The following is a 20,631-nucleotide window of genomic DNA, read 5'->3' on the forward strand; positions in this document are numbered from 1 at the left end:
GTTGCGTTATCGAAACGTCAGGGCAAGGGTGTAGCGAAACGCGCCCGCGGGCGGAAGCCCGATCGCAGGGCCGCGCGACCACTTGATCGAAACGTTGATATGTGAACTATCTCGCGCCACACCCAACGACAGGACGACGACCATGGATGAACTGATCTCCCGCGTGATCGCGGCCTCGGGCCTCAACGAAGAGCTCGCCCGCAAGGCGATCGGCATCATCCTCGCCTTCCTGCAGAAGGAAGGCCCTCCGGCCGAGATCGGCGAGCTGATGGCGGCGCTTCCCGGCGCGCAGGAGCTCGCCAATGCCGAAGGCGGCGCCAAGGGCGGGCTGATGGGCATGGTCGGCGGCATGATGGGCGGCAGCGGCGGCGTGATGGCGCTGGGCGGCCAGCTGATGGGCGCCGGCCTGTCGATGGGGCAGATCCAGTCGGTCTCGAAGGAGATGTTCGCGGTGGGCCGCGAGAAGGCGGGCGAAGACGCGATGGGCGCGATCGTCGGCGCCATCCCGGGTCTCGGCCAGTTCGTCTGAGCCGCCCCGCCGCAATGTGAACGTCACAACGCCGCCGCGAGGCGGCGTTGTCGTTTGCGCCCTCCCCGGCGCAGGTTTGCGCAGCCGCGTTGCGACGAAGTAGGAATGGCGGCGCAGCGTCTTGCATGGCAATCACCGCCGGACGTCCGCGTCTGGCGGCGAATACGAGGACAGGCTCGCATGACTTCGGCCCCGGACCCCGACCTGTCCTTCATGAGCGCCTTTCCGGCTCCGACGCAGGAGGCCTGGCGCGCGGCGGTCGACAAGGTGCTGAAGGGCGGCGATTTCGAGAAGCGCCTGGTGGCCAAGACGGCCGACGGCATCCGTGTCGAGCCGCTCTATGCGGCGGCATCCCCGCCGGCCCGGCCCCTGCGCGCCGAGGCCGGGCGCTGGCAGGTTACGGCCCGGCTCGACCATCCCGACCCGGCCGAGGCGCAAAAGCTGGCTCTCGCTGATCTGGAGGGTGGAGCCAACGCGCTGACGATCGCTTTCGCCGGAGCTCCGGCGGCGCGCGGCTATGGCCTCGTCTCCGAGAACGTCGCCGCGCTCGATGCCGCTCTCGACGGCGCGATGCTCGATCTGATCCAGCTGCGGCTCGATCCGGCCCCGGAAGGCCGCGTCAACGCGCTGCTGCTGGCGGCACTGGTCGAGACGCGCGGGCTCTCACCCGAGGCCCTCGCCATCGATTTCGGCATGGACCCGATTGGCGTCTTCGCCGGCACCGGCGGACTCTCGGCCTCCTGGTCCGAGGTCGGGCGCCGCCTCGCCGCGACCATTCGGGCGCTGAAGGCGCGCGGCTTCAGCGGCCCCTTCGTCACGGTCGATGCCCGGCCCTGGCATGAGGCCGGGGCCAGCGAGGCGCAGGAGTTGGGCTTTGGCCTGGCGACAGCTATCGCCTATCTGCGCGCGCTGGAAGCCGAGGGCTTTTCGCTCGAGGAGGCACGCGACGCGATCTCCTTCACGCTGGTCGCGGACACCGACGAGTTCCTGACCATCGCCAAGCTGCGGGCGGCCCGCCTGCTCTGGACCCGGATCCAAGGCGCCTGTGGGCTAACGCCCGCGCCGATGGTTCTCCATGCCGAGACGGCCTGGCGCTCACTGACGCGGCGCGACCCCTGGGTCAATCTGCTGCGCGGCACCGTCGCCACCTTCTCGGCGGGCATCGGCGGCGCGGATGGCGTGACGGTTCAGCCCTTTACCGCTGCGCTTGGGCTGGCAGACGGCTTCGCCCGCCGCATCGCGCGCAACACCCAGCTCGTGCTGCTGGAGGAGGCCAATCTCTGGCGCGTCGCCGACCCCGCCGCGGGCTCCGGCAGCTTCGAGACGCTGACGCAGGCGCTGTGCGAGCAGGGCTGGGCGCAGATGCAGGCCATCGAGCGGGAGGCGAAGGACGGCCTGCCGGGCATCCTCGCCGCGCTCACCGCCGGCACGGCCCAGACGGCGCTGGAACATCAGCGCGAAGCGCACGCCAAGGCGATTGCGACGCGGCGCGAGCCGATCACCGGTACGAGCGAATTCCCGAACCTCAGGGAGGCCGCGGTTGCCGTGCTGGATGTGGCCCCGGTCACCATCGGCACGTCGACGGGCCGGACCGGAACTGCGCCCGATCCCGACGCCCTGATCGCTCGGCTCGCCGCAGGCGCCGAACGCCAGGAGGGCCTGATCGCGCCGCAGGACGGCTTGCGGGCGAAGGCCCTCCCGTCGCAGCGGCTGGCCGAACCCTTTGAGACGCTGCGCGACCGGGCCGATGCGGCCTCGGAGAGGCCGGTCGTCTTCCTCGCGACGCTCGGGCCGGTCGCCGATTTCACCGCGCGAGCCGGCTTCGCGCGCAACCTGTTCGAGGCGGGCGGTCTGGCCGCCCCGGTCGGCGAGGGTTTTGCGCGGGAGGGCGGCACCGATCTCGCCGCGCTCGCGGCCGCCTTCACCGCCTCGGGCGCAAGGCTCGCCTGCCTGTGCGGGGCGGACGCCGCCTATGTGGCCGAGGGCGTCCCCGTTGCGCAGGCGCTGACCGCGGCCGGCGCGACCGTCTGGCTCGCGGGCCGGCCCGGCGAACTGGAGGCGGCGCTGAACAATGCGGGGGTGAGGTCGTTCATCTATGCCGGCTGCGACGTGCTCGACGCGCTGGGGCGCGCGCACGATGCCACCTGAGGAGACCGGGCCATGACCACCATCGCCCTGACCATCGCCGGCTCGGATTCCAGTGGCGGCGCCGGTATCCAGGCCGATCTCAAGACCTTCGCAGCCCATCAGGTCTATGGAGCCAGCGTCATCGTCGCGCTGACGGCCCAGAACACGAAGGGCGTCAGCGCGATCCATGCCGTGCCGGCGGCTTTCGTCGCGCAGCAGATCGATGCCGTCTTCGAGGATCTCGACGTCGCCGCGGTGAAGATCGGCATGCTGGCGACGGCCGAGCTGATCGAGACCGTGGCGGAGGGGCTGAAGCGCCACAAGGCGCGCAACATCGTGCTCGATCCGGTGATGGTTGCGGCCTCGGGTGCGCGGCTCTTGGAAAACGAGGCCGTCGCCGCCATCCACCGCCATCTCTTTCCGCTGGCGACGCTGATCACCCCCAACCTGCCGGAAGCGGCCGCCCTGCTCGGCACAGGCGAGGCGCAAACCGAGGACGCGGTCGAGCGGCAGGCGGACGCGCTCGCCGCGCTCGGCGCCGCCAACGTCCTGATCAAGGGCGGGCACGGTGGCGGCGACAGCAGCAGCGATCTGCTGCTGCTCGCGGGCTGCAGCCGCCAGCGCTTTGCCGCGCCGCGCCTGACCACCCGCAACACCCACGGCACCGGCTGCACCCTGTCGTCGGCCATCACCTCGGGGCTGGCGAAAGGGCTCTCGCTGCCGGAAGCCGTCGGCCAGGCGAAGACTTACATCTCGGCGGCGATCGCAGCGGCCGACGAGGTTCCGGTTGGCCATGGGCACGGACCGGTGCATCATTTCCACCACTGGTGGGATCGTCAGGACGGGAGACAGCCATGACAGCCATCCCGGATTTCACGACGCTGGCTTATGCCGACGGCACCAGCCCCGCCTCTCCCGCGCTGCCGGCCGGCGAGGCCTGGCTGACGCCCGAGGGCATCCCGGTGAAACCAGTCTACGGACCAGAGGATCGCGACGGGCTCCCCTTCGTCGACACCCTGCCGGGCATCGCGCCCTATCTGCGCGGGCCCTACCCGACGATGTATGTCAACCAGCCCTGGACGATCCGGCAATATGCCGGCTTCTCCACAGCGGAGGATTCCAACGCCTTCTACCGCCGCAATCTCGCTGCCGGGCAGAAGGGACTCTCCGTCGCCTTCGATCTGGCGACGCATCGCGGCTATGACTCAGACCATCCGCGCGTCGGCGGCGATGTCGGCATGGCCGGGGTCGCGATCGACTCGATCTACGACATGCGCACCCTGTTCTCCGGCATCCCGCTCGACCAGATGAGCGTGTCGATGACGATGAACGGCGCCGTCCTGCCGGTGCTCGCGCTCTACATCGTCGCGGCGGAAGAACAGGGCGTGCCGGCCGCCAAGCTCTCGGGGACCATCCAGAACGACATCCTCAAGGAGTTCATGGTCCGCAACACCTATATCTACCCGCCTGCGCCCTCGATGCGGATCATTGGCGACATCTTCGCCTACACCTCGACCCACATGCCGAAGTTCAACTCGATCTCGATCTCCGGCTATCACATGCAGGAGGCCGGGGCGACGCAGGACCTCGAGCTCGCCTATACGCTCGCCGACGGCGTCGAATACATCCGCGCCGGCCAGCGCGCGGGGCTTGGGGTGGATGCCTTCGCGCCGCGCCTGTCCTTCTTCTGGGCGATCGGCATGAACTTCTTCATGGAGGTCGCCAAGCTGCGCGCCGGCCGGCTGATCTGGGCGAAGCTCGTCAAGGATTTCGGCGCACAGAGCGAGAAGTCGCTGCCCTTGCGCACCCATTGCCAGACGTCCGGCTGGTCGCTGACGGCGCAGGATGTCTTCAACAACGTGCCGCGCACGATGATCGAGGCGATGGCGGCCACCCAGGGCCATACCCAGTCGCTGCACACCAACGCGCTCGACGAGGCGCTGGCGCTGCCGACCGACTTTTCCGCCCGCATCGCCCGCAACACGCAGATCCTGCTGCAGCAGGAGAGCGGCACCAGCCGGATCATCGATCCCTGGGGCGGGTCCTATTATGTCGAGCGGCTGACGGCGGAGCTGGCGACCAAGGCCTGGGGCCATATCCAGGAGGTGGAGGCGCTCGGCGGCATGGCCAAGGCGATCGAGGCCGGCATCCCGAAGCTGCGCATCGAGGAGGCTGCCGCCAAGACGCAGGCGCGCATCGATGGCGGGCTGCAGGCCATCATCGGCGTGAACTGCTTCAAGCCGGAGAACGAGGCCTCGATCGACGTGCTCAAGGTCGACAACGCCTCGGTGCGGGCGCAGCAGCTCGACAAGCTCAAGCGCCTTAAGGCCGAGCGCAACGAAAGCGAGGTCCAGGCCGCGCTCGCCGCCCTGACCGAGGGCGCGAAGGGCGAGGCCAATCTGCTCGACCTCGCGGTCAAGGCGGCCCGCGCCAAGGCCACCGTCGGCGAGATTTCGCTGGCGATGGAGCAGGTCTTCGGGCGCCACCGGGCCGAGATCAAGTCGATCTCGGGGGTCTACAAGCGGGAGGTCGGCACGATGAACCCGGCGGTGATGCGCGTGCAGATGATGACGCAGGCTTTCGAGGAGGCCGATGGCCGCCGCCCGCGCATCCTCGTCGCCAAGATGGGGCAGGACGGGCATGACCGCGGCCAGAAGGTGATCGCCTCGGCCTTCGCCGATCTCGGCTTCGACGTCGACATCGGCCCGCTCTTCGCCACACCCGACGAGGCGGCCCGCCAGGGCGTCGAGAACGACGTCCACATCATCGGCGTGTCGTCGCTCGCGGCCGGCCATCTGACGCTGGTGCCCGAGCTCAAGGCCGCGCTCGCCAAGGCCGGGCGGCCCGACATCATGATCGTGGTCGGCGGCGTCATCCCGCCGCAGGATTTCGAGGCGCTGAGGGACGCCGGCGCGGCGGCGATCTTCCCGCCCGGCACGGTCATCGCCGATGCGGCCGAGAAGCTGCTCGAAGACCTCAACAGCCAGCTGGGCTACGTCCAGCGCGACGCGGCCGAATAAAAAGACAGGCGCCGCCGGTGGGCCGCGCCTGTCCCCTGATCACAGCGACCGCAGCGAGCGATCAGCGCCAGCCGTGGCCATAGCCATAGCCGTAACGCGGCGGGGGCGCGCCGTGGAACTGGCGCTCCTCATGCCAGCGCCGCCAGCGACGCTCGCCCCAATAGCCATGGACGACGGGCGGCGGCGGACGCCAGCCATGGGCCGGCGGTCCATAGTAACCGCGCTCGTAGCGGCCGCCGAAGGCCTTCGCCGGGCTGACGGTGGTGAGGCTGGCCGCGGCGAAGACGGCGGCGCCGATGGCAAGGCTGGCCAGGCTGGTCGCGGCGAAATGGCGGAACATGGTCCTCGTCCTGTCTGATGGCGTCGGGGACATCCCCTCGCCTGACCCGGACATTCGCAGCTTGCGCCTGAACGGCGTTTGAGGCCGCCATTCACCTGTCGTTTAGCTGCCCTGCCGCTCAGGCCCCCAGGGCCTGGCGCCGCTTCAGCAGCAGCGAGGCCGCGATCACCACCGTGGCGACGAAGCCGATCAGGATGGTGCAGGCGGCATTGATCTCGGGCGAGACGCCGAGCCGGACGGCCGAATAGAGCCGCATCGGCAGGGTCGTGGCGCCCGGCCCGGTGGTGAAGCTCGCGATTACGAGATCGTCGAGCGACAGGGTGAAGGCGAGCAGCCAGGCCGCCGCCACCGCCGGCGCGATCAAGGGTAAGGTCACCGTCCAGAAGGTCACCAGCGGCGTGGCGCCGAGATCGCGCGCCGCCTCCTCCAGCGAGCGGTCGAAGCCGACAAGGCGGGCCTGCACGACGATGCAGGCGAAGCCGAGGCCGAAGGTCGCGTGGGCGATCGTCACCGTCCAGAAGCCGCGCTCCACATCCGCCGCCACGAAGAGCAGCAGCAGGGAGAGGCCGGTGATCACCTCCGGCATCACCAGCGGCGCCAGCGCCATGCCGGTGAAGAGCAGACGCCCGCGGAAGCGGCCCTGTCGCGCCAGCGCCAACGCCGCCAGCGTCCCCAGCGCGGTGGCGAGCGTGGCCGAGACGAAGGCGAGGCGCAGGCTGAGCCAGGCGGCCGAGAGGAGCGGCTCGTTGGCGAGCAGCGTCCCGTACCAATGCGTCGAGAAGCCGCCCCAGACGGTGACGAGCCGCGAGGCGTTGAAGGAATAGGCGATCAGCGCCAGAATCGGCAGATAGAGGAAGGCGAAGCCCGCGACGAGGGCGAGGATGAGGCCGGGGCCGAGCCGGGTCATGCCGCGCCTCCCCCCTCGCCGGCCCGCGCGAGCCGCGCCCGCTGCAACAGCGCCAGCGGCAGGACCAGAACCACCAGCAGCACGACCGCCACGGCCGAGGCCAGCGGCCAGTCGCGGTTGGAGAAGAACTCCGTCCACAAAACCTTGCCGATCATCGTCGTGTCCGGCCCGCCGAGCAGGTCGGGAATAACGAATTCGCCGATGGCGGGGATGAAGACCAGCGCCGAGCCGGCGAGAACGCCGGGCAGCGAGAGCGGCAGGGTCACCGTCAGGAAGGCCTTGAGCGGCGTCGCGCCGAGATCGGCGGCGGCCTCCAGCAGGCTGCGATCGAGCTTTTCCAGCGTCGCATAGAGCGGCAGCACCATGAAGGGCAGGTAGGAATAGACCATGCCGATCAGGACCGCGGTCTCGGTGTTGAGCAGGCGCAGCGGCTGATCGCTCAGGCCGAGCGCGGCCAGCGCCATGTCGAGCAGCCCCTCGGGCCGCAGGATGCCGATCCAGGCGTAGACCCGGATCAGGAAGGAGGTCCAGAACGGCAGGATCACCAGCACGAGCAGGATGGCGCGCCAGCGCGCCGGGGCGCTCGCCATCGCATAGGCCAGCGGATAGCCGATCGCGAGCGCGATCAGCGTGGTCAGCGCCGCGATGCGCAGGGAGTAGAGATAGCTCTGCCAGTAGAGCGGATCCTCCCAGATCAGCCCGAAATTCTCGAGATCGAGCCCGGCCAGGAAGTCACGCAGGGCCGCCAAGCCCTCGAAATGCGGCGCATAGGGCGGCAGCGCGGTGGCGGCATCCGACAGCGCGATCCGCAGCACCATGACGAAGGGCGCCAGGAAGAAGAGCCCCAGCCAGAGATAGGGCACGGCGACGACCAGACGGCCGGGTGCCTTCACGGGCGAGACCGGCCCGCTCACGGCTTCAGCACCAGCCCGGCTTCGACGTCCCAGGACAGCCAGACCGTATCCTCCCAGGCGAAGGGGCGCTCGATCCGGCGCGAGCGGTTGGTCAGGGAGACCTTCAGGAGCTGGCCGTCGTCGCCGCCGATCATGACCTGAACCATGGTCATGTCGCCGAGATAGCCGATGTCCCAGATCTCGCCGCGGACCTTGTTGGCGGCCTGGGCCGGCTCGTCATGGCTGAGCGCGATCTTCTCCGGCCGCAGCCCGACGAGGACCGGCGCGCCCGGCGACAGGGCCGGCGCCTCCTCATCGAGTTCGACGCGGCCCGCCAGCGGCGTCGTCACGCTGACGAGATCGCCGTTGACGGATTCGACGCGACCCTTGAGGATGTTGATGTCGCCGACGAACTCCGCGACGTGGCGGCTTACGGGGGCCTCGTAGATCACGTCGGGCGGGGCGATCTGGACGAGCCGGCCATGGTCCATCACCGCCATGCGGTCGGCCATGGTCATGGCCTCGTCCTGGTCGTGGGTGACGACCATGAAGGTGGTTCCGAGTTCGCTCTGGATGTCCATCAGCTCGAACTGCGTGGCCTCGCGCAGCTTGCGGTCGAGCGCCGCCATCGGCTCGTCGAGCAGCAGGAGCTTCGGGCGCTTGGCGAGCGCGCGGGCGAGCGCGACGCGCTGGCGCTGCCCGCCGGACAACTGGTCCGGCCGACGCTTGCCCAGCCCGTCCAGCTTGACCAGCGCCAGCATCTCAGCCACGCGCCGGTCGATCTCGGCCCGCGGCAGCCCCTCGCGCTTCAGGCCATAGCCGATGTTGTCGGCGACGCTGAGATGGGGGAACAGCGCATAGGACTGGAACATCATGTTGACCGGCCGCAGATGCGGCGGGACAGCGGTGATGTCGACGCCGTCGAGCAGGATTTGCCCTTCGTCAGGCGTCTCGAAGCCCGCCAGCATCCGCATCAGCGTGGTCTTGCCGCAGCCGGAGGGGCCGAGCAGCGCGAAGAACTCGCGCGGGTAGAGCGAGAGCGAGACATCGGCGACCGCGGTGACGCCGCCGAAGCGCTTGGTCACGGCGCGGAACTCGACCAGCGGCTGCGCGGCGGGGTCGTTCCAGGGCTGGAAGGCGCGACGCACGCTGCCGGGCGATGCCTTGCGCATGGTGGCCGCGCCCCGTCCCCGCCCTTCGCTCACGCCCGTACGCTCACTTTGCCCGTACGCTCACTTGCCGGTCTTCACCCGGGTCCAGAGCCGGTTCACCAGCCGCTGCGACTTCTGGTCGTAAGGGGTGATCGTGTAGAGCCGCGCCATCACCGCATCCGGCGGATAGATGCCGGGGTTGTCGCGCACCGCCGCCGAGAGCAACGGTTTTGAGGCGATGTTGCCATTGGCGTACTGGATGAAGTCGGAATTCTTCGCCGCCATCGCCGGCCGATTGACGAAGTCGATGAAGGCGAGCGCGGCGTCCGGATTGGCCGCATCCTTCGGGATCACGAAGGAATCGAACCACATCAGCGCGCCTTCCTTGGGGATGGCATAGGCGATCTCGACCTTGTTCTTGGCCTCTTCCGCGCGCTTCTTCGCCTGGAGGATGTCGCCGGAATAGCCGACGGCGAGGCAGATGTCGCCGTTGGCCAGCGCGTTGATGTATTCCGACGAGTGGAACTTCTGGATGTGGGGCCTCATCTTGCGCAAGAGCTCGCCGGCCTTGTTCAGGTCGGCCTCGGCCTTCGAATCCGGGTTGAGGCCGAGATAGCGCAGCGCAGCGGGGAACATCTCCTCGACCGCATCCAGCACATGCACGCCGCAGTTCGAGAGCTTCTTGAGCTGGTCGGGGTCGAACAGGATCTTCCAGCTGTCGATCACAGCGTCAGGGCCGAGCCGTTCCTTGATCTTGGCGACGTTGTAGCCGATCCCGGTGGTGCCCCACATGTAGTTCACGGCATGCTTGTTGCCGGGGTCGTATTTGGCCAGCCGCCCCTGGATCTCGGGCCAGGCATTCTTGAGGTTGGGCACCTTGGCGGCGTCAATCGGCGCATAGAGGCCCAGCGGAATGTGGCGCGGCAGGAAGGAGGCGGTGACGACGATGAGGTCATAGCCGGTCTTGCCCGCCAGCAGCTTGGTCTCGACCGTCTCCATCTGGTCGAAGGTGTCATAGACCACGGTGATCCCGGTTTCCTTCTTGAAGGCGTCCAGAACCTCCGGGTCGACATAATCGGACCAGTTGTAGATGCGCAGTTCCTTGTTCTGCGCCGCGACAGGGTCCGTCGCCAGAAGCGAGAGCCCCAGCGCCGCCGTGCCAAGGAATCCTGCGAGCCAGCCACGCCGTATCGTCATCGATCCGATTCCCCTTCCTGCAGATGGCGGCAAGGCTATCAGCTTGGGCGCACGCCTCAAGCCGTTGTGATCCCTGCGGCGCACTGGCGATCTTGCGATGCAATAGGGCTGCCACATATCAAGGTCCATGCGTGCCGCCCGTCTCGTTCCCCTGCTCTTCGCCCTGCTGTTCATCCTGCCCCTGCTGACCCATGCCGCCTGGTGGTCGATGCAGGGGATGGCGGAGGATTGGCGCCGGGCCGACTGGTCGAGCGCGAAGCTCCTGCCCGCCGCCTCGACCGAGCCCGAAGCCACGGTCCATGTCTTCGCCGCCCGCGTCGGCCGCTGGCGCGGCGTCTTCGCGCATCATTCCTGGGTGGTGGTGAAGGAAGCCGGCGCCAGCGCCTATACGCGCTTCGACGTGGTCGGCTGGGGCACGCCGGTGCGCGTCAACCATCGCGAGGCCGACGGCCGCTGGTACGGCAACCTGCCGGAGCCGGTGGCCGAGATCCGAGGCGCGGCGGCGGAAGCGCTGATCCCGCGCATCCGCGCGGCTGTGAAGAGCTATGCTTATGTCACGCCCGGCAGCTACCAGGCCTGGCCGGGCCCCAACTCCAACAGCTTCGTCCAGCATGTCATGGCCGAGGTGCCGGAACTGGCGCGGGCCCTGCCGCCGACCGCGATCGGCAAGGATTTCCGCGAGGATGGGCTGTTCGCGGGGCTGACGCCGAGCCGGACCGGCGTGCAGGCCTCTCTCTATGGGCTCGCCGGCTTCACCATCGGCTGGGTCGAGGGTGTGGAGGTCAATTTGCTCGGACTGGTGGCCGGCTTCGACCTGCGCAGCCCGGCGCTAAAGCTGCCGGGCTGGGGGCGGGTCGGGGTTTAGGCGACACGAACACGCCCACCGTCATTGCGAGGAGCGCAGCGACGAAGCAATCCAGGAGGACGGCGAGCGGGCCGGCTGGATTGCTTCGCTGCGCTCGCAATGACGGGCGGCGAGCGTCACACCGCCTCCAGCGCCTGGGCCAGATCCGAGATCAGATCCTCGATGTTCTCGATGCCGACGGAGATGCGGATCAGCGCGTCGGTCAGGCCGATCTCCTCACGCAATTCGCGCGCGACGCCCGAATGCGTCATCGCGGCAGGGTGCGAAACCAGCGTCTCGGTGCCGCCGAGCGAAACCGCGAGCTTCATGATCTGGAGGTTGTCGAGCAGCGCGAAGGCCTCCTTCTCGCCACCGACGACGTCGAAGGCGAAGGTCGAGCCGGCCGCCGTGCATTGCCGGTCGAACACGGCCTTGCGCGGGTCGCCGTCCTTGAGGTCGCCGAGATAATGCACCTTGGCGACCTTCGGATGGGCCGAGAGATAGTCGGCGACCAGCCGGGCATTCTCGTTGGCGCGGCTCATGCGGATGTCGAGCGTCTCGAGCGAGCGCATCAGCATCCAGCAGGAGTTGGGGTCGAGTTGCGTGCCCAGTGAGCCGCGCCAACTCTTGACCTGTCGCACCAAGGCTTCAGAGCCGCTGATCGAGCCTCCGACGAGGTCGGAGTGTCCGCCGACATATTTGGTCAGCGAGAGCAGCGAGAGATCGGCGCCCTGCTTCAGCGGCTTCTGGTATTTCGGGCCAAGCATGGTGTTGTCGACGACGACCGGCGGGCGATGGCCCTGCGAGGCTTCGAGCTCGTCGGCGATCATCTTGCAGGCGGCGAGATCGACGAGGCCGTTGGTCGGGTTGGCGGGCGTCTCGACCAGGATCATGCCGACACGCCCCTTGGCGGCGGCGGCCTTGGCGGTTTCGCGCATCTGCGCGATGTCGAGCCCGTCGGTGAAGCCGAAGGGCGTGACGCCGAAGGCGCCCATCTGGTTCTTCAGCAGGGTCTCGGTGCCGCCATAGAGCGGGCGCGAGTGGATGATCGTGTCGCCTGGCCGCAGGAAGGCGAAGCAGGTCGTGGCGATCGCTGCCATGCCGCTGGCGAAGACGGCGCATTTCTCCGCCTCGTCCCAGATCGCCAGGCGATCCTCGAGGATCTCCATGTTGGGATGGTTGAAGCGCGAATAGACCAGCCCGGGCTTCTCGCCCGGCTTGGGCTGGCGGCGGCCGGAGGTGAAGTCGAAGAAATCCTTCCCCTGCTGGGCGTTCTCAAAGACGAAGGTCGAGGTCAGGAAGATCGGCGGCTTCAGCGAGCCCTCCGACATGGCCGGCGAGTAGCCGAAGCCCATCATCAGCGTCTCGGGATGCAACTTGCGGTTGGCGATCCGGTCCTTGTGATAATTGTCTGCGCTCATGACGATCTCCCTGTCGAACCGCGGCCGGAGGGTGCCGATCCGTTCGCCTGAAGATAAGGCGCTCCGCCGACGATTGCTTGGATGGCTTCGACTGTCTAGGATTTCATTTCAGCATCATTCTGCCAAATTTCGTTTCATGAGGAGCAGTCCATGCTCGACAGCGTTGATCGCCGCATGCTCGCCGTTCTCCAGGAGGACGGCCGCATCACCAACCAGGATCTGTCGCAGAAGGTCGGCCTGTCCCCCACGCCCTGCCTGCGCCGGCTGAAGCGGCTGGAGGAGACCGGCGTGATCCAGGGCTATTCGGCCACGGTCGATCCCAAGGCTTATGGCCTGCCCTTCAGCGTCTTCGTCTCGGTGCGGCTCTCGCAGCAGACGCAGGAGCACATCGCCGAGTTCGAGAAGGCGGTCGAAGGCTGGAACGAGGTCACCGAATGCTACCTGATGACCGGCAGCCAGGACTATCTGCTGCGGGTGCTGACCGATGGCATCGAGGGCTATGAGCGCTTCCTGAAGCAGAAGATGACCCGGCTGAAATGCATCCAGTCGGTCGAATCCAACTTTGCGCTGGCGACGGTCAAGAAGCGCATCGGCCTGCCGCCGCTGTGAGCGGCTAGCGCCCCGCGAAGACGGCCTCCGCCGCGGCGGCGGCCATCCGCCGCGAATCATGGCCGACGCCCGGCACGACGATCGCGCGCCAGGGGCTCTCGACCTTCAGCCGGGCCGCCTCGCCGGCCGCCACCGCCATGAAATGGCGCCCGCGCGCCAGCCGGTTCGGGCCCTGCGCATCCGCGCCGCGGCTGTGGTTCAGTTGTGGATGGGCGGGGTCGTCGTCGCGTTCGCCGAGCATCACCAAAAGCGGTTTTGCGAGGACGGCCGCCAGCGTCGCATCGGTGGCGGGCGTACCGGCCAGCGAATAGGGATAGGCAAAGCCGCCGGACTTCGGCCGGACGGGCAGCGTGTAATAGCCGGCATTGGCGCTGATGGCGGTCGAAAAGCGCGCTGCCGTCATCAGCAGGGCCATGCCGTGGACGAATTGCGCGCCTGCCGAGTGCCCGAACAGGACATAGCTCGTTCCGGCGACGCGGCCGCTGGCCAAGGCGCGATCGAAGAAGCGCTCGATGCTGGCATAGACCCAGCGGTCCGGGTCCGTCTCGTCGCGCACGCCGCCCTGCTGGAACAGCCGCGTCGGGAACCGGTCCCGGTCGAAATGCGGCGCGGCGATAAGCAGGCCGTAGCGCTCGGCCGCCTCGACCCAGTTTTCGCGGGCGTTCTCGGCATTGCGCTCGAGGCCGTGGATCGCGATCACCAAGGGGCAGGGCTTCGTCGTACAAGCCGCAGGCACATAGGTCTCGATATTGATCGGCTCGGCGCCGGTGGGCGAGACGTCCTCGTGGATCACATGGCTGCGCCCCGCCTCCTGGAAAGGCGTGAGGTCATGCGCCGCGACGATCTGCGGCCCGCAGACCAGCAGGAGCATTGCCACCAAAACCCGGCCGACCGTCGCCATCGATCCACGCCTCCTCGGCGCGGAGTTTGCGCGGGACCGCCCGACCGGGCAAGCCGCTCAGGCGCCCTTGCCGCGGTCCATGGCGCGACGCACGACCTGCGTAACCTCGCTGTCGGAGAGGAAGAGGTCGTGCCGCAGCATGCTCCAGCCCCGGCCGGAGGTGTCCGCGACGCGCACGCCCAGGGCCTCCAGGCGCGAGCGGTCGGCCGCTCCGGCGCGCGCGACGCCACCGGCGATGCGGGCGGAGATCGCCAGGGCCCGGTCGCCCGGGTCGATGATCAGCGTCATGCGGCGGGCGAGCGGGCCGAGCTTGCCGACAGTCTGCTCGAAGGCGTCGATATCGATGTCGGGCGAGGCGAGGACGACGGATCCGATACGGGAATAGACGTCGGCGGAATCGCGCAGCTCGCGCAGCCCTTCCAGCGTCAGGAAGGTGCCCATCGAATGCGCGACGATGTGGATGCGGCCGACCGTCGGGTTGGCGACGAGGGCCTGCAGCGCCTTGACGAAGCCGTCGCGCGACCACAGCGCGCTTTCGCGGTCATAGGCATAGTCGAACAGCTTGCCGCCCGACGGCCAGGAGAAGATCGCGGTGCGGCCCTGGAATTCGAGCGAATGCGAGAGCTGGCCGGCGCTGCGCGCCGCGGATTCGAAGGTCTCGTTGTAGCCATGCACATAGAGCAGCACGTCGCGGCCGGTCGCGGCTTGCGCGAAAGCGCGGCCAGCCTCGGCCGAGGTCTGGCTGTCGAGGCCGAGCACCGCCCAGTCGCCGCTGACGGCGGAGGAGACGCGGCCCGAAATCCCGTCCGCGGGCGGTGAAAGACGCGCCTCGGCGAAGGTCAGCGAACCGCGATCCGAGCCGAAGAAGGGCTGGCGCGGGCCGACCGGCTTGCGCGTCGTCACCACGAGCAGTTCGGGCTCCTTGCCGATCGCGGATGCGTCGGCGCGGGTTGGCTCCGAGAAGGGCGAGACGGTGACCTCGCTCTGGGCACAGGCCGAGAGCGACAGCGCGAGCAGCGCGGCGAGCGCTGCACGACGGCAGGTGGGAGCGTGCCGCAAACCAAGCATCGTGTCGGGCATCCAGTCGATCGTGAGGGGCCGAATTGGCCAGCGCCCTCTTAACGACAGGCTAACGCGGCCAGAATGCGGCGATCCCCTCGATCACGAGCCATTGCACCGCGACCGTGGCTCAGCGGCCACCCGAGATGATGGTCACGGGTGCGGTCACGACCAGCCCCACGGTCGACCCCACGGTACCGACGACGCCGCCCGCGATGTCGCCGAGCCGGTCGCCGAGCTGGGGACCGGCCGTGGCGATGCCGCCATCCGCCTGCAGACGCTGGCCGATCATCTGCACGACCTTTGGCGAGGAGGCGAACTTGCTGTGGTTCAGCGGGTCGCCCGACGCCACTTCCGAGAGGTCGATGATGCGCGCGCCGAGCTTCTCGAGTTCGGCGATAATCTCTGTGTCCTTCGCCGAAACGGCCCCCAACCGCGTCTTGTCGCCGGCGAAGCGGCGGGAAAAATCGAGCGCGCGATCATCCGCCGAGACGAAGACGGTGACCGGACGCTTGATCTCGCGCATCTGGGTCCTGAAAACGTCGAGATCGACGTCGGGCGCCGCCAGGATCACGTCGCGAAGCTTGCCACCGAAGGTTCCGTCGCCACGAATCGAGGCTTGGCGCAGCGACTCCAGCGTCAGCAGCGTGCCCATCGAATGCGCCAGGATATCCATGCGCGTCGTGCCGAGATCGCGCGCGATGGCCCGCAGATTGAGCTCGAGGAAGTCGCGCGAATAATAGGCGCTCTCGCGATCATAGGGATAGGCCAGCAACTGGCCGCGCGAGGGCCAGGTGAACAGAACCGGCACGCCCTTGAAGCCCGAATCATGGATGATCTGGGCGAAGCGGAACGCGGCATCGGCGAAGTTGGTGTTGAACCCATGCACGAAGACCAGCACGTCGCGCTGCGAGGCCGGCCGCTTCAGGATCTCGCGACCGACGTCGGCGACGATCGGCGCGAGGTCCAGACGCTGCACATTGGTGACGGCGAAATGCTTGGCCGGATCGCTCGGCCCCGAATCCGGCAGTTCGAGTTCGCCGGTCTTGTGAGCCCGCGGGACCGTGAAATCCAGGCGCGCGAACGCCAGCCGCGCCCCCCGCTCGCCATTGAAGTAGACAGGCTCGGACGAGGCCTCGCGCGTCGTCGCGACGAACATCTCCACCTTGCCGGCGATATCCGCGGGCGCGCTAGCAGCCGGGTTGATCTGGAGCACGCGCGGCGTCCCGCAGGCGCCCAGCGCCAGCGGCGCGACGACCGCCCAAACCAGAATCCGAAACCGCATCGCCGCACGCATCGTCATCATCGCCTGACAGCTCTCCCCGTGCGCGATGCACCGTCGAGACGCCCGCGCGCCTTACGATGACGGCAGAGCCGACCGGCGAAACCTTGTCGCTGGACCCTCGGCCTTGCTAGGGGAGCTTATGGCCGATCCTCCCGCTCCTGTCACCGCACTGGTCGCCGCCTTGCTCGCCGGCGACAGGGCGGCGCTGGCGCGGGCGATCACGCTGGTCGAATCACGCCGGCCGGATCACCGCCGCCAGGCCAGCGAGCTGATCCAGGCGGTGCTGCCGCGGACCGGCGGCGCCGTCCGCGTCGGGATCACAGGCGTGCCCGGCGTCGGCAAGTCCACGACGATCGACGCCCTCGGCAGCTTTCTCACCCAGCGCGGACACAAGGTCGCCGTGCTCGCCGTCGATCCCTCATCGACCCGCAGCGGCGGCTCGATCCTCGGCGACAAGACGCGCATGGCGAGGCTCGCGGTCGATCCGGCCGCCTATATCCGGCCCTCGCCCTCATCGGGCACGCTCGGCGGCGTCGCCGCCCGGACGCGCGAGACGATGCTGCTCTGCGAGGCGGCGGGATTCGACGTCGTCCTGGTCGAGACGGTCGGCGTCGGGCAATCCGAGACGGCCGTGGCCGAACTCACAGATTTCTTCCTGGTCCTGATGCTGCCCAATGCCGGCGACGAGTTGCAGGGCATCAAGAAGGGCATCATCGAACTCGCCGACATGATCGCGGTCAACAAGGCGGATGGAGCGGGTGCGACCGCCGCGCGCGCCGCCGCGGCTCAGTATCAGGCCGCGCTGCACATCCTGGCGCCGGCCTCTCCGCTCTGGTCGACGCCCGTGGTGACGATCTCGGGCCTGACCGGCGACGGGCTCGACGCGCTCTGGGCCAGGATCGAGGATCACCGCGCCCGCCATGAGGCGAAGGGGCTCATCGCCGACAAGCGTCATCGGCAGGATGTGAAATGGATGTGGGCCATGGTCGAGGATCGTCTCAAGGCGAAGCTGCGCAACGACCCCGCGCTGAAGGCCGCGACGCCGGCGCTGGAAGCCGCCGTCGCGGCGGGCACGCTGGCGCCGACGCTGGCGGCCGACGACATCGCCCGGGCCCTGGGCCTTTGAAACGATGAGGCAAGGTCGAGCCGACATTCTGGTCACGGGCTTCGGCCCCTTCCCGCGGGTGCGGGTCAATCCGACGACCGCTCTGGCGCGGGCCGTGACGAAGCGGCTGCAGGCCACCGGCTTCGCAGCCGACGCCCTGATCCTGGAGACGAGCTATGCCGGAGGGCTGCCGCGGCTGCGCGCGCATCTCGCGGATTCCCGCCCCCGGGCGATCCTGATGCTCGGGCTGGCCGCGCGCGCCCGCAAGATCCGGGTCGAACTCTTCGGCCGCGGCCATGCCAGCCCGCTCCATCCCGACGTCAGCGGGGCGACTCCGACCGCGAGGCCGGTGCCGGCTGCCCTTCCCCTGCGCACGACGGCCCATCCCCAGGCCGCGCTGGCGGCTCTGCGGCGCCGCGGGCTGCGCAGCGCGCTCTCCCCCTCGGCCGGGCGCTATCTCTGTGACGCCTGCTATGCGGCCGCCCTCCGGCCTAACCGCAGCAGCGGCGTGCCGGTCATCTTCATCCATGTGCCCTGGCTGCGCCCTGCCCCCGGTTCGCGCCCGGCACGACGCGTCGCGGGCTTTCGCCCGGCGAAGGCGGTGCTGGTGGCGAGCCTCGCCGAGATCGGGGCCGCGCTCGCGCGTCAGGGCCGCGGGGCCGGCTGATCGACGTGCCGGAACGGCACAGGCGCCGTCGGCACGGTGCTTGAACCACCGCTCGCATGGCGCAAACTCCTCTCGCGATATCGCGGCGTTCGCTGCTGGCCATGGCTGTTTTCGGGACAGGCTCGCTCGCGGCCGCACCCGGGCTCGGCCAGTCTACACGCGCCGCCAAACCGGTGCCCCTGGGCGGGTTCGGACTGGAGGCCACCCATTTCGGCTTTCGGCCGGGCGCCGCCGAGGATCAATCGCAGCGCCTGCGGAGCGCACTCGCTGAAGCTGCACGGCGCCAGGTTCCGCTCGTCATCGCGCCGGGGCGCTACCGCATCGGCCGCGTCAGCCTGCCGGAGGGGGCAAGCCTGATCGGCGTGCCGGGCGCGACGACGCTGGTGGCGGCCCAGCCCGGCCCGCTGCTCGAGGCGCGTGGCACCCAGCGATCGTCGCTGACCGGCGTGACGCTGGACGGGCTCGGCCTGCGCGCGGCCGGCCGCCAGGGCCTGCTCACGGCCGAGGATGTGGAGGTCCTCCAGATCCGCGACTGTGCCTTCGCCGATGCCGGCTCGGTCGGGCTCGTGATCCATCGCACGGGCGGCGACATCGAGAGCAGCAGCTTCCGCACCATGCGCGAATCAGCGCTGTTTTCCCTCGACTCGCGGGGGCTTCGCATCGAGCGCAACCGCGTCGAGGATTGCGGCAACAACGGCATCCAGCTCTGGCGCAGCCAGGCGGGCGACGAGCGCTCCTTCGTGCGCGGCAACCGCGTCGAGCGCATCCGCGCCGACGCGGGCGGCGACGGCCCCAACGGCAACGGGATCAGCCTCTACAAGGCTGGCGGCGTCATCATCGAGGGCAACCAGCTGCGCGACTGCGCGCTGACCTTCATCCGCAACAACTCCGGCGCCAGCGTCCAGATCCTCGGCAATCAGGGCAAGCGCTGCGGCGAGGTCGGGCTCTATTCGGAATTTGCCTTCGAGGGCGCGATCATCGCCAACAACCTCGTCGAGGACTGCGCGCAGGGCGCCAACATCACCAATCTCGACCATGGCGGCCGCTTGAGCGTCTTCGCCAACAACATCGTCCGCAATGCCCGCAAAGGGCTCTATCCCGGCGTCAAGGAGCCGATCGGCGGCATGGGCGTGCATGTCGAGGCCGAGGCCGCGGTGACCGGGAACGTCATCGAGGACGCCAGCGAGATCGGCATCTCGCTCGGCTGGTCCTGGGGCATGCGCAATCTCGTCGCGACCGGCAACATGGTGCGCCGGACCGGCATCGGCATCTCCGTCTCGCTGGTCCCCAAACAGCGCAATGCGGTGATCTCGGGCAATGTCATCGCCGAAGCCAGCCGCGGCGCCGTCGTCGGGACCGAGTACGGGAAGGCGGTCACGGGGGATCTGACGAAGGCGCCCGACGCCCGGGCGGCGGGCGTGCGGGTCGAGAACAACGCGGTGGGATAAGCCGCGGCCGGTGGCTCAGTTGCCAGACGCCGCCCTCACCCGGCCGACCTCGATGCCGTTCCAGTTCGTCATCACGCTCTCGCGCAGCGGCGCGAAGGCGGCCAAGCCGGCCTCGTCCATCGGCAGGAACCGCGCTATCAGGTCTGCCATCACCACCTCCGCCGCACGGCCGGCGCCATCGTCGCATTTCAGCGCGATGCCATAGCCCAGCTCCGGCAAGGTGCCGCAATAGACGCCTTCAGCGCCGGTCTTGATGAAGATGCGCTCGCGCAGCAGCTCCATGGCGCGGGTATCGAAGCGGCCGGTGCCGGCCACCATGAAAGGATGCGCCGCGGCGGCCTTGCGGATGCGGGCGGCCGCCTTCGCCCGCTCAGGGCCGAAGCCATGGCCGGTGCCGATGCGGGCGAAGCCGAGGGCAAGAGCCTTCAGCGGCACCGCATAGGTCGGGATCGAGCAGCCGTCTGTGCCCATCAGGTCGGTCGAGTGGGCGGCTCCGGTGACATCCTCCAGCGCGCCGCGCACGGCCTTCTGCACGGCATGGCCGGCCTTCACATAGCCTGCGGGGTCCTCGTCGATCCCGCAGGCGAGGCAGACGAAGCCGGCATGCTTGCCGGAGCAGTTGTTGTTGAGCGCGCTCGGCTCGCGGCCGGCCCGTGCCAGCGCGCGAGCGGCATTCTCGTTCATCGGCCAATGCGCGCCGCATTCGAGGCAGCCGGCCTCGCGCCCGGCCTTGGCGAGCATCGCCAGCGAGGTTTCGGCATGCAGCGGCTCGCCGGAGTGGGAGGAGACGGCGAGCGCGATCTCGGCCTCGGTCAGGCCGTAGCGGTCAGCGGCGCCGCTCTCGAGCAGCGGCAGCGCCTGGATCGCCTTCACCGCCGAGCGCGGGAAGACGGGGCGCTCGACATCGCCGGTGGAAAAGACCACGCCGCCATCGGCGTCGACGACGATGGCGGCGCCGCGATGGCGCGATTCGACCGTGCCGCCGCGCGTCACCTCGGCCAGGATCGGGTTGTCCATCGTCGTCTCCCCAGCAAAAGCGTCCTGCACGAGACGCGCGCAGCCTTGTGCCGCCCATGGCTCGACCTGTCAAAAGCGATGGCGCACAGTGGCGACACCTGCCAAGCGGGG

At 68.9% G+C, this 20,631-nt stretch carries 19 protein-coding genes; 9 read left to right on the forward strand and 10 right to left on the reverse strand.

The window, feature by feature from the left end; translation table 11 throughout:
* Nucleotides 1–142: 142 nt before the first annotated feature.
* From Q8S38_RS18280 to scpA, 4 genes are all read left to right on the forward strand, one after another.
* A complete protein-coding gene (locus Q8S38_RS18280) occupies nucleotides 143–529 on the forward strand; it encodes a DUF2267 domain-containing protein (RefSeq protein ID WP_305681775.1) in 387 nt (128 codons plus the stop codon).
* Between the two features lie 180 nt (nucleotides 530–709).
* Nucleotides 710–2,677, forward strand: a complete 1,968-nt coding sequence (locus Q8S38_RS18285; protein ID WP_305681776.1) for a methylmalonyl-CoA mutase subunit beta — start codon at nucleotides 710–712, stop codon at nucleotides 2,675–2,677.
* 12 nt (nucleotides 2,678–2,689) lie between these two features.
* Complete coding sequence (gene thiD, locus Q8S38_RS18290) at nucleotides 2,690–3,514, forward strand: bifunctional hydroxymethylpyrimidine kinase/phosphomethylpyrimidine kinase (protein ID WP_305681777.1); 825 nt, start codon at nucleotides 2,690–2,692, stop codon at nucleotides 3,512–3,514.
* Entirely contained in the window at nucleotides 3,511–5,676 is a 2,166-nt protein-coding gene (gene scpA / locus Q8S38_RS18295) for a methylmalonyl-CoA mutase (protein WP_305681778.1), read from the forward strand. Before thiD ends, scpA begins: the two co-directional genes overlap by 4 nt.
* Before the next feature lie 61 nt (nucleotides 5,677–5,737).
* Here scpA and Q8S38_RS18300 read toward each other — a convergent pair whose 3' ends face one another.
* From Q8S38_RS18300 to Q8S38_RS18320, 5 genes are all read right to left on the reverse strand, one after another.
* Complete coding sequence (locus Q8S38_RS18300; RefSeq protein ID WP_305681779.1) at nucleotides 5,738–6,016, reverse strand: hypothetical protein; 279 nt, start codon at nucleotides 6,014–6,016, stop codon at nucleotides 5,738–5,740.
* 118 nt (nucleotides 6,017–6,134) lie between these two features.
* Nucleotides 6,135–6,923 carry an ABC transporter permease gene (locus tag Q8S38_RS18305; protein WP_305681780.1) on the reverse strand — a complete coding sequence of 263 codons (789 nt, stop codon included), beginning with the start codon at nucleotides 6,921–6,923 and terminating at the stop codon, nucleotides 6,135–6,137.
* A complete protein-coding gene (locus tag Q8S38_RS18310; protein ID WP_305681781.1) occupies nucleotides 6,920–7,837 on the reverse strand; it encodes an ABC transporter permease in 918 nt (305 codons plus the stop codon). The genes Q8S38_RS18305 and Q8S38_RS18310 overlap by 4 nt, the downstream gene beginning before the upstream one ends.
* Nucleotides 7,834–8,988, reverse strand: a complete 1,155-nt coding sequence (locus tag Q8S38_RS18315) for an ABC transporter ATP-binding protein (RefSeq protein ID WP_305681782.1) — start codon at nucleotides 8,986–8,988, stop codon at nucleotides 7,834–7,836. The genes Q8S38_RS18310 and Q8S38_RS18315 overlap by 4 nt, the downstream gene beginning before the upstream one ends.
* Nucleotides 8,989–9,048: 60 nt before the next feature.
* Complete coding sequence (locus Q8S38_RS18320; protein ID WP_305681783.1) at nucleotides 9,049–10,164, reverse strand: polyamine ABC transporter substrate-binding protein; 1,116 nt, start codon at nucleotides 10,162–10,164, stop codon at nucleotides 9,049–9,051.
* A 127-nt stretch (nucleotides 10,165–10,291) separates the two neighbouring features.
* On the opposite strand from Q8S38_RS18320, the gene Q8S38_RS18325 reads away from it, so the two are divergent.
* Complete coding sequence (locus Q8S38_RS18325) at nucleotides 10,292–11,029, forward strand: DUF3750 domain-containing protein (RefSeq protein WP_305681784.1); 738 nt, start codon at nucleotides 10,292–10,294, stop codon at nucleotides 11,027–11,029.
* A gap of 116 nt (nucleotides 11,030–11,145) precedes the next feature.
* On the opposite strand, the gene Q8S38_RS18330 is transcribed toward Q8S38_RS18325, so the two are convergent.
* Nucleotides 11,146–12,429, reverse strand: coding sequence for a cystathionine gamma-synthase family protein (locus tag Q8S38_RS18330; RefSeq protein ID WP_305681785.1), 1,284 nt, complete (start codon nucleotides 12,427–12,429; stop codon nucleotides 11,146–11,148).
* Nucleotides 12,430–12,579: 150 nt separating this feature from the next.
* On the opposite strand from Q8S38_RS18330, the gene Q8S38_RS18335 reads away from it, so the two are divergent.
* On the forward strand, nucleotides 12,580–13,038 hold the full coding sequence (locus tag Q8S38_RS18335; protein ID WP_305681786.1) for an Lrp/AsnC family transcriptional regulator: 459 nt from the start codon (nucleotides 12,580–12,582) through the stop codon (nucleotides 13,036–13,038).
* Nucleotides 13,039–13,042: 4 nt separating this feature from the next.
* Here Q8S38_RS18335 and Q8S38_RS18340 read toward each other — a convergent pair whose 3' ends face one another.
* The 3 genes from Q8S38_RS18340 to Q8S38_RS18350 form a co-directional block, all read right to left on the reverse strand.
* On the reverse strand, nucleotides 13,043–13,939 hold the full coding sequence (locus Q8S38_RS18340; RefSeq protein ID WP_305681787.1) for an alpha/beta hydrolase family protein: 897 nt from the start codon (nucleotides 13,937–13,939) through the stop codon (nucleotides 13,043–13,045).
* A gap of 57 nt (nucleotides 13,940–13,996) precedes the next feature.
* Nucleotides 13,997–15,019, reverse strand: a complete 1,023-nt coding sequence (locus Q8S38_RS18345; RefSeq protein WP_305681788.1) for an alpha/beta hydrolase — start codon at nucleotides 15,017–15,019, stop codon at nucleotides 13,997–13,999.
* A 109-nt stretch (nucleotides 15,020–15,128) separates the two neighbouring features.
* Entirely contained in the window at nucleotides 15,129–16,304 is a 1,176-nt protein-coding gene (locus Q8S38_RS18350; protein WP_305681789.1) for an alpha/beta hydrolase, read from the reverse strand.
* 118 nt (nucleotides 16,305–16,422) lie between these two features.
* Between Q8S38_RS18350 and meaB the strand changes: the two genes are divergently transcribed.
* Genes meaB through Q8S38_RS18365 form a run of 3 tightly spaced genes read left to right on the forward strand, consistent with a single transcriptional unit; the run spans nucleotide 16,423 to nucleotide 19,503 of the window.
* Nucleotides 16,423–17,409, forward strand: coding sequence for a methylmalonyl Co-A mutase-associated GTPase MeaB (meaB, locus tag Q8S38_RS18355; protein WP_305681790.1), 987 nt, complete (start codon nucleotides 16,423–16,425; stop codon nucleotides 17,407–17,409).
* Between the two features lie 4 nt (nucleotides 17,410–17,413).
* Nucleotides 17,414–18,055, forward strand: coding sequence for a pyroglutamyl-peptidase I (locus tag Q8S38_RS18360; protein WP_305681791.1), 642 nt, complete (start codon nucleotides 17,414–17,416; stop codon nucleotides 18,053–18,055).
* Nucleotides 18,056–18,111: 56 nt separating this feature from the next.
* Nucleotides 18,112–19,503, forward strand: coding sequence for a TIGR03808 family TAT-translocated repetitive protein (locus Q8S38_RS18365; protein ID WP_305681792.1), 1,392 nt, complete (start codon nucleotides 18,112–18,114; stop codon nucleotides 19,501–19,503).
* Between the two features lie 15 nt (nucleotides 19,504–19,518).
* Here Q8S38_RS18365 and Q8S38_RS18370 read toward each other — a convergent pair whose 3' ends face one another.
* Nucleotides 19,519–20,520 (reverse strand): asparaginase, encoded by a 1,002-nt coding sequence (locus Q8S38_RS18370; RefSeq protein ID WP_305681793.1) that lies wholly within the window; start codon nucleotides 20,518–20,520, stop codon nucleotides 19,519–19,521.
* Nucleotides 20,521–20,631: the final 111 nt, after the last annotated feature.

Origin of the sequence: Allobosea sp., from assembly GCF_030695125.1 — a bacterium.
In the GTDB taxonomy this organism is placed as follows: domain Bacteria; phylum Pseudomonadota; class Alphaproteobacteria; order Rhizobiales; family Beijerinckiaceae; genus Allobosea.

What these genes read in the sequence shown, in the direction of transcription:
- Q8S38_RS18305 (WP_305681780.1), bottom strand. Translation starts at nt 6,923, where the DNA reads ATGACCCGGCTCGGCCCCGGCCTCATCCTCGCCCTCGTCGCGGGCTTC.
- Q8S38_RS18345 (WP_305681788.1), bottom strand. Translation starts at nt 15,019, where the DNA reads ATGCCCGACACGATGCTTGGTTTGCGGCACGCTCCCACCTGCCGTCGT.
- meaB (WP_305681790.1), top strand. Translation starts at nt 16,423, where the DNA reads ATGGCCGATCCTCCCGCTCCTGTCACCGCACTGGTCGCCGCCTTGCTC.
- Q8S38_RS18300 (WP_305681779.1), bottom strand. Translation starts at nt 6,016, where the DNA reads ATGTTCCGCCATTTCGCCGCGACCAGCCTGGCCAGCCTTGCCATCGGC.
- Q8S38_RS18365 (WP_305681792.1), top strand. Translation starts at nt 18,112, where the DNA reads ATGGCGCAAACTCCTCTCGCGATATCGCGGCGTTCGCTGCTGGCCATG.
- Q8S38_RS18370 (WP_305681793.1), bottom strand. Translation starts at nt 20,520, where the DNA reads ATGGACAACCCGATCCTGGCCGAGGTGACGCGCGGCGGCACGGTCGAA.
- Q8S38_RS18350 (WP_305681789.1), bottom strand. Translation starts at nt 16,304, where the DNA reads ATGATGACGATGCGTGCGGCGATGCGGTTTCGGATTCTGGTTTGGGCG.
- Q8S38_RS18330 (WP_305681785.1), bottom strand. Translation starts at nt 12,429, where the DNA reads ATGAGCGCAGACAATTATCACAAGGACCGGATCGCCAACCGCAAGTTG.
- Q8S38_RS18320 (WP_305681783.1), bottom strand. Translation starts at nt 10,164, where the DNA reads ATGACGATACGGCGTGGCTGGCTCGCAGGATTCCTTGGCACGGCGGCG.
- Q8S38_RS18360 (WP_305681791.1), top strand. Translation starts at nt 17,414, where the DNA reads ATGAGGCAAGGTCGAGCCGACATTCTGGTCACGGGCTTCGGCCCCTTC.
- Q8S38_RS18340 (WP_305681787.1), bottom strand. Translation starts at nt 13,939, where the DNA reads ATGGCGACGGTCGGCCGGGTTTTGGTGGCAATGCTCCTGCTGGTCTGC.
- Q8S38_RS18285 (WP_305681776.1), top strand. Translation starts at nt 710, where the DNA reads ATGACTTCGGCCCCGGACCCCGACCTGTCCTTCATGAGCGCCTTTCCG.
- thiD (WP_305681777.1), top strand. Translation starts at nt 2,690, where the DNA reads ATGACCACCATCGCCCTGACCATCGCCGGCTCGGATTCCAGTGGCGGC.
- Q8S38_RS18335 (WP_305681786.1), top strand. Translation starts at nt 12,580, where the DNA reads ATGCTCGACAGCGTTGATCGCCGCATGCTCGCCGTTCTCCAGGAGGAC.
- Q8S38_RS18325 (WP_305681784.1), top strand. Translation starts at nt 10,292, where the DNA reads ATGCGTGCCGCCCGTCTCGTTCCCCTGCTCTTCGCCCTGCTGTTCATC.
- Q8S38_RS18315 (WP_305681782.1), bottom strand. Translation starts at nt 8,988, where the DNA reads ATGCGCAAGGCATCGCCCGGCAGCGTGCGTCGCGCCTTCCAGCCCTGG.
- scpA (WP_305681778.1), top strand. Translation starts at nt 3,511, where the DNA reads ATGACAGCCATCCCGGATTTCACGACGCTGGCTTATGCCGACGGCACC.
- Q8S38_RS18280 (WP_305681775.1), top strand. Translation starts at nt 143, where the DNA reads ATGGATGAACTGATCTCCCGCGTGATCGCGGCCTCGGGCCTCAACGAA.